Here is a 15,828-nt window from a genome sequence, read left to right as displayed (position 1 = left end):
GGACAAATGCGCGGGTTTCAATCTTCGGGAAAACGGGCAGGGGCAGGCAGTTTGACGCAGTCTGTGTCTGGCTGGTTACAACAGTCCGTTTTCTACAGTCGGTTCAGGGGTTTTATCGCTTGTTCATCTTTTCGGATTACCATGTAGCCGGTTTGTTTTTCTTTCCAGACATGAAAGAGGTGCATTTATCTCCTTGATAAAGGATTTTCCGGTACTGGCTTCTATAGAGCTGTTTCATGGCTGAGCAGCAGATAGATCCTCCCCTGGCGGAAAACAGCGCCCGGATGGTAGAGGTTAACCAGAAACTGCGCCGCCGTCGGTTTCGCGACGCCCTTGTTGTTGTTCTCGGGACAGTCGCTGCGGCGCTTCTGGGCGGGTATTTCGATCTGTTTGAGCGCTGGCATTCTTTTGTCGAGAACCATGAAGAGTGGGAACTTGACGAGATGACCATTGGTGTTTTTTGTCTGGCAATACTTCTGATCTGGTTTGTCTGGCGGCAAAGTGTACAGGAGAATTTTCTCAAGAGACTGGCGATTGTTCGTGAAGCAGAGGCTCTGAAAGCCAACCAGGCAAAATCGGAATTTCTGGCGGCGATGAGCCATGATCTGCGTACCCCGTTGAATGCGATCATCGGTTTTAGTGACGTGATGAACAAAGAAATCTTCGGATCGCTGAATAATGAACGTTACAGGGGATATGCAGCTGATATCCACAACAGCGGCAAGCTTTTGCTCAGCCTGATCAACGATATTCTTGATCTGTCCAAGATCGAGGCACGAAAATACAGCCTGAAAGACGAGACGCTTGATCTTGATCTGTTGATCCAGACAAGCTTGCGGATGCTGGAATCCGAGGTGGAGGACAAACAGCAACGGCTTGAGGTTGAGACAGAGCCTTCTCTCCCCAGGTTAAGAGGGGATAAAAAAATTGTAATACAGTTGTTGAATAATCTGCTTTCGAATGCAGTGAAATTTACGGATGAAGGCGGCAAGATTGTTTTGCGGGTGACTGTTGATGAAGACGCCTGCATCAATATCGAGGTCCAAGATACCGGGATCGGGATGTCGGCAGAGGATATAAAACAGGCGCTTCGGCCTTTTGAACAGGTGGAAAATACTCAGGCTCGGCGGCAGGATGGTACTGGACTGGGGCTTTATATCTGCACCAATTTCATGAAACTCTTCGGGGGAGAGCTGCACTTGTCGAGCAAGCCTGGTCAGGGAACCAGGGTTCGACTTTGCTTCCCGTCGGACAGGACACTGCAGGCGGGGGTGGTCCAATTATCTGAACCTTGAATAAGCGGCCAGATACGCGTTATCAGTTTGGTCGGGGGCGTGCGAACAGGCTGCCGGGGTAATCCTTGTCTCGACAGGTGAAAAGAACAGCTGTTCAGGCGGCTTTTTGATTGTTTGTCTTTTGTCGGGAAGCCTTTAGTTCACGCGCCATTCGTGTTGAATCCCCCCAGGTCGAGAGCCACATCACGATATTTGTGGAAAGGGTAATGATCTGATGAAGAGCCTTGCTCCAGAAACCAGTTGGTGTTGAAAGGCGCTCTAGCGCGTGATTTAGGTGCCCCAGTTCCTGATCCTGGATTGTTGCGATCAGCGTGTGGAGCTCGGGGTCCCGGTTTTTTAAAAACAACAGCTGATCATCAAGGTGGTGATGAACGGCTCCTTCTACTGCTGCGGTACAGATCCAGATACCCTGACGTCCCATCAGGGCTGTGACGAAGCCCAACAGAAATCCGCCGTTCCCCCAAAGGGCCATCACACGGCAGGGGCGGGCCTGACGCGCGGGCATGGCATCCCTGAACAGCTGACAGTGGTCAATCTCGTGCGCCAGGGTTTCTTCAAGAAAGGCGACAGTGTCCGGATAAAGCCGCCGGGCAACCCAGATTTGGGCCCGGTAGATCCGGATTGCACCATATTCACCGGCATGGTTGACCTTGACAATTCTGCGAATGGTTTTTGCTGCTGCCAGATCCATTTCCTGATTCATTCCCCGACCCATTACCTGATCCGTTTTGCTGTTTATCGGCTGTTCTTGTCGGCTTGATCGTGGGCAATACCGACTTTGGCAAGGCGCAGCAGCAAGCGGGTAAAGGCTTCACAGGACTTCTGCGAGGCAGACTCTTCCATGGTGTGGTAACCGGTGGTGGGAATCTGCAGGGTGGTTCCCTGTACGAAGCCGTTCGAGGCGGCGATGATCCGGCCCATTTCCGTACTGCCGATGGACTGGGCTTCCTTGCCGAGTTTTGCCGCCTGCAGGTTCTTTTCCTCGATATAGGCATCCTTGAATCCATAGCTGATGCCAAGCTCGAGACAGAGACGTTCCAGTCTGTCAGTCGTTTCCGGGTTAAAAGCAGCATTGGCGTCACGACGGCGCAGGATAACATCCTGCTGGTCGGCGCTTTCCCGGTCGGGATAGGGGCTGGTATCTACCACCACCAATCGGTCTGTCGCGCCACCGAAACGCCGGAACCACTCCAGCAGGAACCGCCAGCTGCTGCCTGATTCTTCCTGGGCAGTAAAAAAGGCGGTGCCCTGAAAGCCAAGGCTGTAGAGATGCACCAGATGGGCAGCGGTCAGAACGTTATCCAGCTGACCGCTGAACAGGTCATCCCTGATGCTCAGGCGGTCTGAAAAGGCCACGGGCGTTCCTGCGACCAGATGTTCCAGCCCGTCGACCTCGAAAATCAGGTTGCTTCTGAATTCGCAGACATAGGCATTGGTGATGACCCCTTTGCCACGATAGGCGCCTGACCAGGGCTCATAGGCCATGACCTCAACCGCCTTGAAACGATCGACAATCTTCATCATCAGCTTTTCAGAAACCGAGTTCCCCAAAAGGTCAGACCGGTTCCCGGCAACAAAGGCGGCATATTGAAACTCGTTCGGCCCGGTGCAGATCAGCCCGTGCCGGTCAATGTGGGCAGAAAAAAAGGCCGAGCTTGGCCTGTTGCCCTGCGCCACCAGCAGTCCTTCATACCAGGTGACCTTGGCCCCGCGCTCTTCCAGTTCGCGTTGTAATACGCGGAAAAACGAATGCTCTGAACCGACAACCGATGGCTGGCGGATCAGGGACTTGAGCAGGTCGGTCAGCTGTTCTTGTTGGGGCACGGATATCTCTTCCTTGCGAAAAACGCGGGGGTGAATACAGGTCAGACGTCACCTGAAACAGATACCAGCCTACGCAATATAGCTCTTCTTTTGAAGCAGTTTATTGAAAAGCAAGGAGAAATGAGAACGGCAGGTTTTTACAGTCTTTTGTACATATAGGTTGTGGCGTGCAGCGAGTTGCCTGTTGTGTCGAGGGCAAAACCGGGAATGGAACCTGCCGTGCAGTACCCCAGCGAATGATAGAGCGGTTCGGCCTTGTCGCCGGATTTGGTATCCAGCGTGATCAGCTTTTTGTCCAATGTCCTGGCCTGATCTTCAAGGGTTGTCATCAGGGCTTTTGCCAGACCCCGCTTGCGATAATCCGGGTGCACCAGCAACTTGGAAACTTCACAGCGGTGTGGCTGATTGGGCGGCAGGTCAATATCAAGCTGGACGGTTCCGGCGATAACCTGGTCAATCTCGACAACAATCAGGATACGTCCGCCCCTGCACACAGCCGGGAATACCTTGTCCTGCCAAAAGGTCCTGCTGTCGGTAAGCGAGAAGGGTTCGATAAAGCTGACCGAAGCACCACTGGTGACACAGGCGTGCAGGATTTCAGCCAGACGTTCCTGACAATCGGGGAGCTCTGCTGGTCTCAGAACGCGGCATTGAATACGGGGCTGGGAAAGCGACATCTCAGTGATCCTGGTTCAGAAAAAGCAGATATTTTGCGGGGCTCGCACCTGTAACGAACTGTGAAGAACCAAAAAGTTGATAACGCAGACAGTCGCCCTGCCCGAGTTCATGCTTCTGCCCCTCGATGGTAATGGTCAGATTGCCTTCGAGCATGACCAGATAGTGTTTAAGACCGGGGACGGGCGGTGCGTCATAGCTGATGTTGCTGCGGGGTTGCAGCGTCGCCTCAATGATCTCGGCGGAAAGAGAAGCCGAGGGCGGTGACACAACCCGGCGTTCATAGCCCTGTTCCCGATCATTCCAGATGCTCTGGTCTGAGTGTCGGATCACAGGCTGAAACTGGTTTTCGACCGAGGCCAGCAACCGGGTCAGCGTCAGGCCATAGGCCGGGCAAAGCTTGCCCAAAACTTCCGTCGTGGGACTGACCTCGGCCTTCTCCAGCCGCGACAGGGTCGCCCGGCTGACCCCGCTTTTCCCGGCCAGATCATCCAGCGACCAACCCCGTTCCAGCCGGAGCTGTTTCAGGCGTTGTGCAAGTTTATCAGTGACATCGTATGGCATGGATTCTCATATATGAAAAATTATATCATATTTGAGAATTAGCAAGCCTGTTAAAACCCGTCAACAGAATTTAAAAAGGAAGCCAGATAGAGAGCTGGACGGGAAATTTTTAAAAATGAAAAAACAGGATGTGCCCGGAAGAACAGGACAGGCCACAATTTTCAAAAGGGATTTTTGGATCCGGGACCAGGATTCGAACCTGGACTGAAGGAGTCAGAGTCCTTAGTTCTACCGTTAAACTATCCCGGATCAGGATACAGTGTCATTCGGAAGCATATGAAACCCGATGGCTTCAGTATAAAGCTTCAACAGCTGTAACGGCGGTGCGGGGCCTGATATAGTCCCTTCAAAATGATCTGACAACACCTTTTTACATCTTTTTGGCAATTTTTTCCAGTCTGGCAACCCAGGGGGTGCTTTGGCGCATCTCCTGATCATTTTTGTTACACTTTTCGATGCTTCTGTGTGAATAGGGTGTTGATCTTCCCCCGCTGCACTACGTATGAAAGAGGGCCGGATTATTGTCTTCGGCAAGAATCAGATGCGAGCATCAGAGGCAAGAAGCAGGAGCAGAGTTCTTTGACGGTTACTACACAGTCGCGCAAGCGGCCCCTTTCCGGTCGGGGCGGCAGGCGGGCAGACGATCAGATCTATGCCGCGATTGATCTGGGGACAAACAATTGTCGCCTGCTCGTCGCCCGGCGTAACCGCAAGAGTTTCCGTGTGCTTGATACTTTCTCGCGTATTGTCCGTCTGGGCGAGGGGCTGGGCCAAAGCGGCGTACTGTCGGATGCGGCCATGACCCGAACGATTTCCGCCCTGTCGATCTGTGCGGCCAAGCTGCAGCGGCGGGGGGTGACCCGGTTGCGTTGTGTGGCGACCGAAGCCTGCCGCCGTGCGGCCAATCGCGACGTTTTTGTTGAGCGGGTGGCGGCGGAAACCGGGTTACAGCTCGAAATTATTGATCACAGCGAAGAGGCCAGTCTGGGAATTCTGGGCTGTGCACCCTTGCTCAATCCTGATATTCCCGAAGCGCTGATTTTTGATATCGGCGGAGGCAGCACCGAGGTCAGCTGGATTCGTCTGCCCGAAGGGCCTGATGGTGGAAACGGGCCGGAGCCCGTGATGCAGGACTGGTTCTCTGTGCCCAAAGGGGTTGTCAGTCTGGCAGAAAAATATGGTGGCAAGGATATCCCTCAGAATCTTTACCGCCAGATGGTTGATGAAATCCAGAGCGACTTCCAGGCTTTTGAACAAAAACACGGTTTTGCCCGCCGCATTGCCGAGGGCAAGTTACAGATGCTTGGCACTTCCGGTACGGTGACAACACTGGTCGGGGTCTATAAAAAGCTGCCGCGCTATGACCGCAACCGGGTTGATGGTACCCTGATGAACCGGACCACTGCGGTGGGGCTTTGTCACAAGATCGCGGCTATGAGTTATGACCAGCGGGTGGCAAATCCCTGTATTGGTGATCAGCGGGCGGATCTGGTGGTGGCGGGCTGTGCCGTATTTGAAGCGCTGGCCCGTCTCTGGCCTGTGCCACAGCTTCGGGTGGCGGATCGGGGGCTGCGCGAAGGAATTCTTTACAAATTGATGAATGGTGGATAGTTCCGGCGTAAGCGGCTATTCTGTCACGACGATCAGAAACTCTGTCGCAGGTGATCCCTCATTGCTGTGAAGGATCACAGGTGAATGGTCACAGGCACAGTTTTGCGATATTTGGGAAAAGAAACACATGAGCACTTCAGGCAAATCGAACAAGGGCGGCTCTCGCCCCAGCAGCAATCCCTCGGGACGCGGCGGCCTGAAGGTGCGGGTGAAGACGGCCCGCGGGCGCTCAAACTCTTCTGCCCGCTGGTTGCAGCGTCAGCTTAATGATCCTTATGTACAGGAAGCCAAGAAACGCGGCTATCGCGGGCGGGCCGCTTTCAAAATTGCGCAGATCGATGACAAGTTCAACCTGTTGAAAAAGAATTCCCGTATTGTTGATCTGGGCTGTGCCCCTGGCGGCTGGTGTCAGGTGGCGGTTGAACGCTGTGGCCCCGGAGCCCGCATTGTCGGATTTGATTTGCAGGAAGTAGAGCCCATTGCCGGCGTGATCCTGCTGCAGGGTGATTTTATGGAAGATGATGCCCCGGCCCGTCTTAAGGAAGCACTGAACGGTCCGGCTGATCTGGTCCTTTCGGATATGGCGGCGGCAGCTTCGGGACATCCACAAACCGACCATCTGAAAATCATGGGGCTGGTTGAAACCGCGCTGATGTTTGCGGATGAGGTCCTGGTGCCTGGCGGATCATTTGTTGCCAAGGTACTGCAGGGGGGGGCCCAGAGTGAACTGCTCAAGCTGGTCAAAACCAAGTTCAAGTCAGTAAAACACTTCAAGCCGGACTCAAGCCGCAAGGATTCTTCCGAGATGTTTATGGTGGCCACGGGCTTTAAGGAAAACTAGGCCTTTTCCAACCCGGCTTTGGCAGGCACAGGCAGGGTTACAACTGCGCATAGCCTGAGGATGATTTCCCCTCGGTGGTTTTCACGGTGTTTTGCCACGGCATTTGCACACAGTGTTTTCCCGCAGTATTTTCCGGGGGTATTTTATTGAAAAGCCCTGCTTTAAACTCTTGGCTTTGGCTTTGTTCTGTGTATGATGCAGCGTCAATCGGATTTGGCCGTTATTGAATGGCAACCCACTTGTGAAACCACGGTTTTCTGCCTTGAAAACCACCGTTTCTCCGCGATCAGGGAAAGATTGACATGCATATTCGCGAAGCTCTCACATTTGATGATGTTCTGCTGTTACCCGCAGAATCCTCCGTTCTCCCTGCCCAGGCAAATACCCGCACCAGACTGACTGCGTCTTTGGAACTGAACATTCCTTTGCTGTCATCTGCTATGGATACCGTGACCGAAAGCCGTCTTGCCATTGCCATGGCCCAATTCGGTGGCATCGGGGTTATTCACAAAAACCTCTCGATCGAGGAACAGGCCAGCGAAGTACGCAAGGTCAAAAAGTTTGAGTCCGGTATGGTTGCCGATCCCCTGACCTTCCCGCCCAGTGCAACGCTGGCCGATGTGCGCCGCGTTCAGGATACGGCAGGTTTTTCCTGTTTCCCCGTTGTCGAGGAAAAAACCGGGAAGCTGGTGGGGATTATCACCAACCGCGATATGCGTTTCGCAGAAAACCCGAACCAGCCCATCAGTGAACTGATGACCCATGAAAATCTGGTCACGGTAAAAGAAGGCATCACAGGTGAAGATGCCAAACGTCTGCTGCACCAGCACCGGATTGAAAAACTGCTGGTGGTGGATGACAACTATCGCTGTATCGGCCTGATCACCGTTAAGGATATCGACAAGGCTGCGACCCACCCGACCGCCTGTAAAGACGAACAGGGGCGCCTGCGCGCTGCGGCTGCCACGGGTGTGGGCGAAGAAGGTTTCCGCCGTGCTGAAGCGTTGATTGACGCAGGCGTGGATCTGCTGGTGATTGATACAGCACATGGACATTCCCGTGGCGTGATCTCTGCGGTTGAGCAGATCAAGAAAAGCTATCCCCTGGCCCAGGTTGTTGCCGGCAACATTGCGACAGCCGAAGCAGCAAGGGCGCTGGTTGGTGCGGGCGCCGATGCGGTCAAGGTCGGGATCGGCCCAGGATCAATCTGCACCACCCGTATTGTGGCGGGTGTTGGTGTGCCTCAGCTTACAGCGATCATGGATGCCGTTGAGGTTGCGGAAAAAAGCAACATCGGTGTGATCGCTGACGGCGGGATCAAACACTCCGGAGATATTGCCAAGGCCATTGCGGCTGGTGCGCGTGCGGCGATGGTTGGCTCGCTTCTTGGCGGAACTGACGAGAGCCCGGGTGAGGTTTTCCTCTATCAGGGACGCTCCTACAAATCCTACCGTGGTATGGGCTCGCTTGGCGCTATGGCCCGCGGCTCGGCGGACCGTTACTTCCAGGCCGATGTCACAGATAACCTGAAGCTGGTTCCTGAAGGTGTCGAAGGACGGGTCCCATACAAAGGCCCGGCCCATGCGATTGTTCATCAGCTGGTCGGTGGCCTGAAAGCATCTATGGGATATACCGGATCTCCGACAATAGACCACATGCGTGAGAATTGCGTTTTCTGTAAAATTACAAACGCTGGCCTGCGCGAAAGCCATGTTCACGATGTGACTATTACCCGCGAAGCGCCGAACTACCGCAGCGATGGTTAAGAGTTAAAAGTCGGGAGTATTCGCGAGCATTTTAACTGAACGAGCAAAAGGGCGTTTCATAGTGGAAGCGCCCTTTTTACGTGTGGCGTTATATTTTGATCAAAGTTATCATTATTTTAATTTACTATATGGTTTTTAAATATATTGTAGAGCTAACGCTATATTTAAAATGGGAAATTTCGAATGTTCTCTATTGTGCGATCCTTTGTTCTTGGAATCATTGTTACCACTATTTTCAATTTAAGCGTTTTTGCTAGTGACTTACAACAACCGCATAACTGGCAAGGTTTGCATGTTGGTTTTTCAATTGGTGGTGTTCATGGTGCTGCTGATTCCAGTAATGATGTGATTGATGATGGGGCCTATTTTGTACCAGGTGACCCCGAACAGTTAGGTGGTCTGTTCGATCGAAAGATTGATGGGCAAAGCTTTACGGGATCATTTATTGCCGGATATGATTTTCAAAAAGATAATATCACCTATGGGATTGAAACCGATCTGACTGTCATTGATTTTTCCGAGACCGAGGGAGTAAGTGGTGTTCCATATGATACATTACCTGGAACCCTTTTTAGCCAGCAGGATACCATAGAAACTAGATTGATGTTTAGTCTTAGGCCAAAAGTAGGCTACGCGGTAGGTAAGGCATTATTCCATGTCTCTGCGGGACCATCGATAGGAAAGTTTAAGTATAGTTCGCGATTTTCTGATAGCAGTGGCGTAACGGCATCATTTAGTGATTCAAAAATTGCTCTCGGGGTTTCTTCCGGCTTGGGTGTGAACTATATGATTGGTGATGGTTGGTCTTTACGCGGTGATTATCTGTTTAGTTATTTTCCAGACATTGTCGATGGTAGAAGCGCGCTTAGTAATGACGCACAAGATGGATTTAAATACGATGCAGATTTCCAATCTCACAATCTTCGTTTTGGATTAACCAAGCGTTTTTAAAGTGATTTGTTACAAATATTAGTCTAGGACTGCTTTTGTGTTTGGGTGTTTGGTAATGACCAAGCCGGGACACATTATCGTTAATACATACTTGGACTATCTATGAAACCATCAGGCCGCATTCAGACCACCATCGAACTTCTGAGCGAAGTTCTGGAAAGTTCCCTGCCCATGGACCGGGTGGTGACGAACTATTTGCGGGCACGGCGTTTTATTGGCTCGGGCGATCGCCGCGACATCAGCGGCCGTATCTACGGGGTTATCCGTTCCATGTGCCGTCTGGACTGGTGGACACTCCAGGCGGGACTGGAAGGCAACAGCCGTTCGCTGGTACTGGCTTATTCCCTTCTTGCCGAGGGACTGAAGGTCTCGGATCTGGAGATCTATTGTGATGGTGGACAACACAGCCCCGAACCTTTGAGCCTCTTCGAAGGCGAGGCCTTGGCAACGTTGGAAGGTTTTGCCCTGGATCATCCTGATATGTCTCCAGCGGTGCTGGGTGAATTACCGGATTGGCTCTTCAGCCTGTTTGAACAGCAATACGGCGCAGAACAGGCAAGGAGTGAAGTTGCGGGCCTGAAGGGGGAAGCCTCGATTGACCTGCGGGTCAACATTCTGCGCGGCAAACGGGACGAAGTTCTGGAACAGCTTGTATCTGATGGTATTGCTTGCGAGAAAACCGGACATTCTCCCTGGGGGCTGCGGGTGGAGGGACGCACAACCCTCGGCAACAGCCGGGCCTATCGGGAGGGACAGGTCGAGGTTCAGGACGAAGGCTCCCAGATGATTGCCCTGCTCTGTGATGCCCGGCCCGGCATGTCGGTGATCGATCTTTGCGCCGGGGCAGGGGGCAAAACCCTGGCCCTGGCTGCCTCGATGGAAAATGACGGGGATCTTGTCGCTATGGATGTGGATCCCAAACGTCTGCAACGGGCAGAACCGCGTGTCAGCAAAGCCGGGGTTGGTATTGTCCGCTATGCCCGCCTCGACAAGGTTACCCTGCGCGGCTTTGCGGTACTCGGATTTGACCGGGTCCTGGTCGATGCCCCCTGTTCAGGCAGTGGCACCTGGCGGCGGCAGCCGGATGCCCGTCTGCATCTGACCCGCGAACGCCTTGATCACTACCGCAGCCTCCAGCTTTCCGTGCTGGATCAGGCTGCACCCTGCGTCAAGCCGGGGGGGCGTCTGATCTATGCAACCTGCTCGCTTTTTGCCGAAGAAAATGAACAGCAGGTCGCTGCCTTCCTCAAGAAACATCCTGATTTTACTCAGATGGACGCCCGACTGGTCTGGCAATCTATTGGCGGGAAAGACTGTCCGTTTCAGAGGGCAGCCATGCAGCTGACCCCGGCACAACACGGGCTCGACGGTTTCTTTTGCGCCGTGCTGGAAAAGGCCTCCTGAGGACGACCGCGTATCGCTTCCACAAAATTGTTACCCGACAAAATTGTTACCCGACAAAATTGTTACCCAGAAAAATTGTTACCCAGAAAAATTGTTACAGGACAATATTGTTACTGCAATCAGGTGCGGGCCTTGCTAAGGACATAGACTGAAAAATACAGTCGGGTCGCTGTTCTGGCGACCTCCAGGCAGGTAGACCCCGTAAATGATGGATTTCCTCTCTCCCGAACTGATCGCCCTGATGTTTGCCGCCGGGGTGCTTGCCGGTTTTGTCGATGCGATTGCCGGGGGCGGTGGCCTGATCACCCTGCCAATACTGCTCAGTGTCGGGCTTTCCCCGGTTCAGGCGATTGCCACCAACAAGCTCCAGGGATCTTTTGGCACCTTTGCCGCAACCGTCAATTTTGTCCGCAAGGGCCATCTGGACATCCGCGACTGGATTTTTCCGATCATCATGACCTTTATCGGGGCTGCGATGGGTGTTCTGGTGCTGCGTTCGGTCGATAATGCTTTTCTGGTTAACGCCATCCCCTTTCTGCTGATAGCTGTCGCCCTGTATTTCCTGTTCCAGCGCAAATTGGGAGAGGAAGATCGCCATCAGCGGATCAGCCGCAATGTCTTTGCCATGGTTTTCGGGGCGGGCATTGGCTTTTATGACGGCTTTTTCGGCCCCGGGGCTGGTTCCTTCTATACCCTGGCTTTTGTCTCTCTGCTTGGTTTCAACATGATCCGGGCCACCGCGCATACAAAGCTGCTGAACTTTACCAGCAACTTTGCCTCGCTGCTTTTTTTCATTCTTGGCGACAGTCTGGTCTGGTCGGTTGGCCTTGTCATGGCAGCGGGGCAGATCCTTGGTGGTTATCTCGGTTCCAACATGACCATGCGCCACGGGTCCAGGATTGTCCGTCCGCTGCTGGTGGTTGTCTCGATTCTCATGACGGTCAAACTGATCCACGCCAATCCGGATCATATTCTCAGACAACTGTTTGACGGTGCGGTGCTTTCGTTTTCCGCTGTCTTTTTTTCGTAATCTTCACGCCAGCGACAGGCAGGAAAGCCGGGGTGCCAGCCGCCCGTGTTATTTGAATAAAAGTGCGGGAAAAGCGATGAAATTGCCCTTTCAGCCTTTGACATTTGCTGTCGATTCCGGCAGGTAAGGGCATGAAACTGAACTTGCCTGACAGACCAGATGCTCTGCAGGCCTATCTATGGAGCAGACGTACCCTCCATGACTGATCGTATTCTCATAATCGATTTCGGGTCACAGGTTACCCAGCTGATCGCACGACGTGTGCGCGAAAGCGGGGTTTATTCTGAAATACATCCCTTTAACGCCATCGATGATGCCTTCCTCGATGACTTCGCGCCCAAAGGCATTATTCTCTCTGGTGGACCGGCTTCGGTCACCTGGGCAGATGCTCCGGCGGCACCAGCCAAAGTGTTCGAGATGGGCGTGCCTGTCCTGGGCATCTGTTATGGTCAGCAGACCATGATGGCCCAGCTTGGTGGATCGGTGGAAACATCGGATCATCAGGAATTTGGCCGCGCCTATGTCGAGATCAAGGAAGACTGTGCGCTCTTCCACGGTGTCTGGGGTGTCGGGACCAAAGAACAGGTCTGGATGAGCCATGGCGACCGGGTTGGAAAACTGGCTCCGGGTTTCCGGGTTGTTGCCACTTCCGAAGGCGCGCCTTTCGCGGCTGTTGCCAATGACGACAAGAAATTTTACGCGGTGCAGTTCCACCCCGAAGTGGTGCACACGCCCCATGGTGCGCAACTGCTGAAAAACTTCACCCACGGCGTTGCGGGCTGTGGCGGTGACTGGACCATGGCCGCTTTCAAGGATCAGGAAATCGCCAAGATCCGCGAACAGGTTGGTGAGGGGCGTGTGCTCTGTGGCCTGTCCGGCGGGGTCGACAGTTCGGTTGTTGCGGTGCTGCTGAACGAAGCCATCGGCGAACAGCTGACCTGTGTCTTTGTCGATACAGGGTTTATGCGCATGGGCGAAGCCGAACAGGTCGTAACCCTGTTCCGCGATCACTATAATATCAAGCTGATCCACGTGGATGCCGCTGACCAGTTCTTTGCGGCGCTGGGTGACGAGTTTGATCCGGAAACCAAACGCAAGACCATCGGGCGTCTGTTTATCGAGATCTTCGAAGCCGAAGCCAAGAAAATCGGCGGAGCTGATTTCCTGGCCCAGGGTACGCTCTATCCGGATGTGATCGAGTCCGTCTCCTTCACCGGCGGCCCAAGCGTGACGATCAAGTCGCACCACAACGTTGGTGGACTGCCCGAACGCATGAACATGAAGCTGGTCGAGCCGTTGCGCGAACTCTTCAAGGATGAAGTGCGTGATTTGGGCCGCGAACTGGGTCTTCCGGATACCTTTGTTGATCGTCATCCTTTCCCGGGTCCCGGTCTGGCCATTCGTATTCCCGGCCAGCCCCTGACCAGAGAAAAGTGTGACATCCTGCGCAAGGCCGATGCGATCTATCTCGAAGAGATCCGCAATGCCGGGCTTTATGACGCGATCTGGCAGGCCTTTGCCGTGCTGTTGCCGGTCCGTACCGTCGGGGTGATGGGCGATGCCCGGACCTATGATTTTGTCTGTGCCCTGCGCGCGGTAACCTCAACTGACGGCATGACCGCTGACTATTATCATTTTGATCATGAGTTTCTGGGGCGGGTATCCAACCGCATCATCAACGAAGTCCGCGGCATCAACCGCGTCGTTTATGACTGCACCTCGAAACCACCCGGGACGATCGAGTGGGAATAAGGGCGATTGCCTTTTTGATGCCTTGTTGAACAAAGCCCGCCCTTCCGGCGGGCTTTGTTATGTGGGGTATGCGCATCAGGCAAAATTCAGGTTTCAGCTGGTGGACGCTGCAGTGCCGACTTCCTGTAAAAGCCAGTTGATTATTTTTTTCTGAGCCTGGGTGTGGGGGCGTGCTTGAGGACTGACAATGTAATATCCGGGTTGTGGTTCCTGCCGATCGCGCCATAGCTCAACCAGTTTGCCCTGGGCAACGTCCTGTTCAATCAGCAGGTGGGGGACCAAAGCTATGCCCTGTCCGTTGATTGCCGCATCCATGGCCAGCGCTGTTTGGTTGAACTGAACCTTTCTATAGTCGGTTTTTACACCCGATCTTTCCCAAAATCTGTCCCATTGATTATGGCTGTCCTGAATAAGCCGATGTTTGGCAAAATCCTGGAATGTTTTGATTTCTGCAAGGCCTGATGCATAGGCCGGGCTACAGACAGCACAGAGCTCCATCAAAGCCAGAGGAATGACATCAAGTTCTGGGGCAAAGGGCGGAGATCCCAAGCGGATGGCAAGATCCACGCCGTCTGATCGAAAGTTGGCCAGGCTTTCACTGGCAACAGTCTGCACTTCAATATCGGGATGTTTCAGTTCAAAGGAACTCAGGCGGGGCACCAGCCACTTTGCCGCAAAAGAAGGGGTCATGCTGAGCGTAACCCGGCTGCTTTCAGGGCGCAGTTTTTGGGTGGCTTCATCCAGAATGGCCAAGGCCTGCCGGACGGGTTGGTGATAGTCGTGTCCCACGTCTGTCAGGGCAAGGCCCCGGGCTTTGCGGTGGAACAGCTGTTGACCAAGATCACTTTCCAGCCTTCGCACCTGTTGGGCCACCGCGCCCTGGGTGAGATTCAGCTCTTCTGCGGCAAGCCGGAAATTAAGATGCCGGGCAGCGGCATCAAACATTCTGAGAGAATTCAGGTTGGGCGTACGCAAGGCTCATTGTCCTTCAAGGCAGTAGAATATCTACAGTCTTGTGTGATGAAACATGATTAGTCAAGTACGAGAACCGGGACCATATTGTAAGTCAGATGACACCAGAACGGGAGTGAAAGCGATGGATAGGAACAGAGTAGCAATAATTACGGCAGGTGGCAGTGGAATGGGCGCGGATGCCGCACGGCGGCTGGCTGTGGAAGGATACAATGTTGCTGTTCTTTCTTCCTCGGGCAAGGGTGAAGAGCTGGGTAAAGAGCTTGGCGGGATCGGTGTGACAGGTTCAAACCGTTCAACAGCCGATTTGCAGAACCTGATTGACCGAACGATGGAACGCTGGGGCCGTGTAGATGTGTTGGTCAATTCTGCTGCCCATGGTCCCAAAGGCCCGGTACTGGATATCAGTGATGAGGACTGGCATGAAGGTATGGAAGTCTATCTGATGAACGTCATCAGGCCCGCACGTATTCTCGCTCCTGTAATGGCTGCTCAAGGCGGGGGGGCAATCATCAATATTTCTACCTTTGCTACCTTCGAGCCTGATCCGCTGTTCCCGACATCGGGCGTGTTTCGCGCTGCCCTGGCCAGCTTTACCAAGCTGTTTTCTGACAAATATGCGAAAGACAATGTCCGGATGAACAACATTCTTCCCGGTTTCATTGACAGTCTGCCGGAAACGGAAGATCGCCGGGCGCGCATTCCCATGGGGCGGTACGGCAAAGCGGGGGAAGTCTCGGGTTTGATCGCCTATCTGGCCTCGGAAGAAGCGGCTTATATGACAGGTCAGAACCTGCGCATTGATGGAGGATTGACCCGTGGCGTCTAATGTTTTGCCGCCACAGATTACGAAGGCTGATATCGCCTTTGTTTTGAAATGGATGGCTTCAATTATCCAGATTATGGGATATAGCGCGACGGCTTTTGGCTTGACGCCCTGGAATATCTATCTGTTTTTTATCGGACTATTGGGCTGGTTTACAGTGGGTGTTCTCTGGAATGACCGGGCGATAATTCTTATTCATATCGTTGCTTTTTTCGCCATGATAGCTGGATATATCAGCAGCTGATTTTTGGGTTTATGTCATCACTTCTGGTGCGATTCCTCCAAACAACAAAACCCGCATTCAAGCGGGTTTTGTT

Annotated in this window: 15 protein-coding genes and 1 tRNA gene; 10 read left to right on the top strand and 6 right to left on the bottom strand. The window is 53.3% G+C overall.

What is annotated here, in order from left to right; genetic code table 11:
- The first annotated feature begins 236 nt into the window (after window positions 1-236).
- Window positions 237-1,295, top strand: a complete 1,059-nt coding sequence (locus O4H49_RS06580) for a sensor histidine kinase (protein ID WP_269422640.1) — start codon at window positions 237-239, stop codon at window positions 1,293-1,295.
- 94 nt (window positions 1,296-1,389) lie between these two features.
- Here the strand turns inward: O4H49_RS06580 and O4H49_RS06575 are convergent, their stop codons facing one another.
- The 5 genes from O4H49_RS06575 to O4H49_RS06555 form a co-directional block, all read right to left on the bottom strand.
- Window positions 1,390-1,998: a demethoxyubiquinone hydroxylase family protein gene (locus O4H49_RS06575; protein WP_269422639.1), complete on the bottom strand. Its 609-nt coding sequence runs from the start codon at window positions 1,996-1,998 to the stop codon at window positions 1,390-1,392.
- A 32-nt stretch (window positions 1,999-2,030) separates the two neighbouring features.
- Window positions 2,031-3,119 carry a peptidase M42 gene (locus O4H49_RS06570; protein ID WP_269422638.1) on the bottom strand — a complete coding sequence of 363 codons (1,089 nt, stop codon included), beginning with the start codon at window positions 3,117-3,119 and terminating at the stop codon, window positions 2,031-2,033.
- A gap of 137 nt (window positions 3,120-3,256) precedes the next feature.
- Window positions 3,257-3,796, bottom strand: coding sequence for a GNAT family N-acetyltransferase (locus O4H49_RS06565; RefSeq protein ID WP_269422637.1), 540 nt, complete (start codon window positions 3,794-3,796; stop codon window positions 3,257-3,259).
- A 1-nt stretch (window position 3,797) separates the two neighbouring features.
- Entirely contained in the window at window positions 3,798-4,358 is a 561-nt protein-coding gene (locus O4H49_RS06560) for a helix-turn-helix domain-containing protein (RefSeq protein ID WP_269422636.1), read from the bottom strand.
- Between the two features lie 175 nt (window positions 4,359-4,533).
- A tRNA-Gln gene (locus O4H49_RS06555) sits at window positions 4,534-4,607 on the bottom strand.
- 330 nt (window positions 4,608-4,937) lie between these two features.
- Between O4H49_RS06555 and O4H49_RS06550 the strand changes: the two genes are divergently transcribed.
- From O4H49_RS06550 to guaA, 7 genes are all read left to right on the top strand, one after another.
- On the top strand, window positions 4,938-5,969 hold the full coding sequence (locus tag O4H49_RS06550; RefSeq protein ID WP_269422635.1) for a Ppx/GppA phosphatase family protein: 1,032 nt from the start codon (window positions 4,938-4,940) through the stop codon (window positions 5,967-5,969).
- 127 nt (window positions 5,970-6,096) lie between these two features.
- Window positions 6,097-6,810 carry an RlmE family RNA methyltransferase gene (locus tag O4H49_RS06545; RefSeq protein ID WP_269422634.1) on the top strand — a complete coding sequence of 238 codons (714 nt, stop codon included), beginning with the start codon at window positions 6,097-6,099 and terminating at the stop codon, window positions 6,808-6,810.
- 302 nt (window positions 6,811-7,112) lie between these two features.
- Window positions 7,113-8,576 (top strand): IMP dehydrogenase, encoded by a 1,464-nt coding sequence (gene guaB, locus O4H49_RS06540; RefSeq protein ID WP_269422633.1) that lies wholly within the window; start codon window positions 7,113-7,115, stop codon window positions 8,574-8,576.
- Between the two features lie 183 nt (window positions 8,577-8,759).
- Complete coding sequence (locus O4H49_RS06535; protein ID WP_269422632.1) at window positions 8,760-9,527, top strand: outer membrane protein; 768 nt, start codon at window positions 8,760-8,762, stop codon at window positions 9,525-9,527.
- A 102-nt stretch (window positions 9,528-9,629) separates the two neighbouring features.
- Window positions 9,630-10,931 carry an RsmB/NOP family class I SAM-dependent RNA methyltransferase gene (locus O4H49_RS06530; RefSeq protein ID WP_269422631.1) on the top strand — a complete coding sequence of 434 codons (1,302 nt, stop codon included), beginning with the start codon at window positions 9,630-9,632 and terminating at the stop codon, window positions 10,929-10,931.
- Between the two features lie 205 nt (window positions 10,932-11,136).
- The gene (locus O4H49_RS06525; protein ID WP_269422630.1) at window positions 11,137-11,961 is read left to right on the top strand and encodes a TSUP family transporter; all 825 of its coding nucleotides are present in this window, start codon (window positions 11,137-11,139) and stop codon (window positions 11,959-11,961) included.
- A 198-nt stretch (window positions 11,962-12,159) separates the two neighbouring features.
- The gene (guaA, locus tag O4H49_RS06520; RefSeq protein WP_269422629.1) at window positions 12,160-13,713 is read left to right on the top strand and encodes a glutamine-hydrolyzing GMP synthase; all 1,554 of its coding nucleotides are present in this window, start codon (window positions 12,160-12,162) and stop codon (window positions 13,711-13,713) included.
- Between the two features lie 93 nt (window positions 13,714-13,806).
- Here the strand turns inward: guaA and O4H49_RS06515 are convergent, their stop codons facing one another.
- Entirely contained in the window at window positions 13,807-14,688 is an 882-nt protein-coding gene (locus O4H49_RS06515) for a LysR substrate-binding domain-containing protein (RefSeq protein ID WP_269422628.1), read from the bottom strand.
- Window positions 14,689-14,809: 121 nt separating this feature from the next.
- On the opposite strand from O4H49_RS06515, the gene O4H49_RS06510 reads away from it, so the two are divergent.
- Both O4H49_RS06510 and O4H49_RS06505 read left to right on the top strand, forming a co-directional pair.
- The gene (locus O4H49_RS06510) at window positions 14,810-15,514 is read left to right on the top strand and encodes an SDR family oxidoreductase (RefSeq protein ID WP_269422627.1); all 705 of its coding nucleotides are present in this window, start codon (window positions 14,810-14,812) and stop codon (window positions 15,512-15,514) included.
- Window positions 15,504-15,755, top strand: coding sequence for a DUF6552 family protein (locus O4H49_RS06505; protein WP_269422626.1), 252 nt, complete (start codon window positions 15,504-15,506; stop codon window positions 15,753-15,755). The genes O4H49_RS06510 and O4H49_RS06505 overlap by 11 nt, the downstream gene beginning before the upstream one ends.
- Window positions 15,756-15,828: the final 73 nt, after the last annotated feature.

The sequence above is a fragment of the Kiloniella laminariae genome, assembly GCF_027214005.1.
Classification (GTDB): domain Bacteria; phylum Pseudomonadota; class Alphaproteobacteria; order Kiloniellales; family Kiloniellaceae; genus Kiloniella; species Kiloniella laminariae_A.
This window is presented reverse-complemented; position numbering and strand designations above follow the sequence as displayed.